The organism is Bacillus sp. AFS001701, assembly GCF_002559405.1.
In the GTDB taxonomy this organism is placed as follows: Bacteria; Bacillota; Bacilli; order Bacillales; family Bacillaceae_G; genus Gottfriedia.
This window is the reverse complement of record NZ_NTZO01000766.1, coordinates 1-259: the sequence shown is the minus strand read 5'-3', so window position 1 is coordinate 259 and position 259 is coordinate 1. Positions and strand designations below refer to the sequence as shown.

General features: G+C 32.4%; 1 protein-coding gene. It reads right to left on the bottom strand.

Going from position 1 to position 259, the window contains the following annotated elements; translation table 11 throughout:
• Positions 1-259 (bottom strand): tetratricopeptide repeat protein (locus tag CN514_RS25065; RefSeq protein WP_176526091.1); only part of this gene is annotated, 259 nt, incomplete at both ends.

The following is a 259-nucleotide window of genomic DNA, read 5'->3' as shown; positions in this document are numbered from 1 at the left end:
TTATTGTAATCAGAAATGGCTTGATCGTACATTTTTTTGTGATTATATGCTAGTCCGCGATTGTTATAAGCTTCCCACATTTTGGGATTATTTTTTATTGACTTGTTTAAATGAGCAATCGCCTCGTCATACTTCCCATGTTGTTCTTCTTTATAGCCTTTATTATTGTAATAATCTGCCAGATAGCTACATCCGCCTAAAACCTGGCCAAAAGTTAATATTAAGATTAGTTTTAAAAATGATTTTATTGCACTCACCA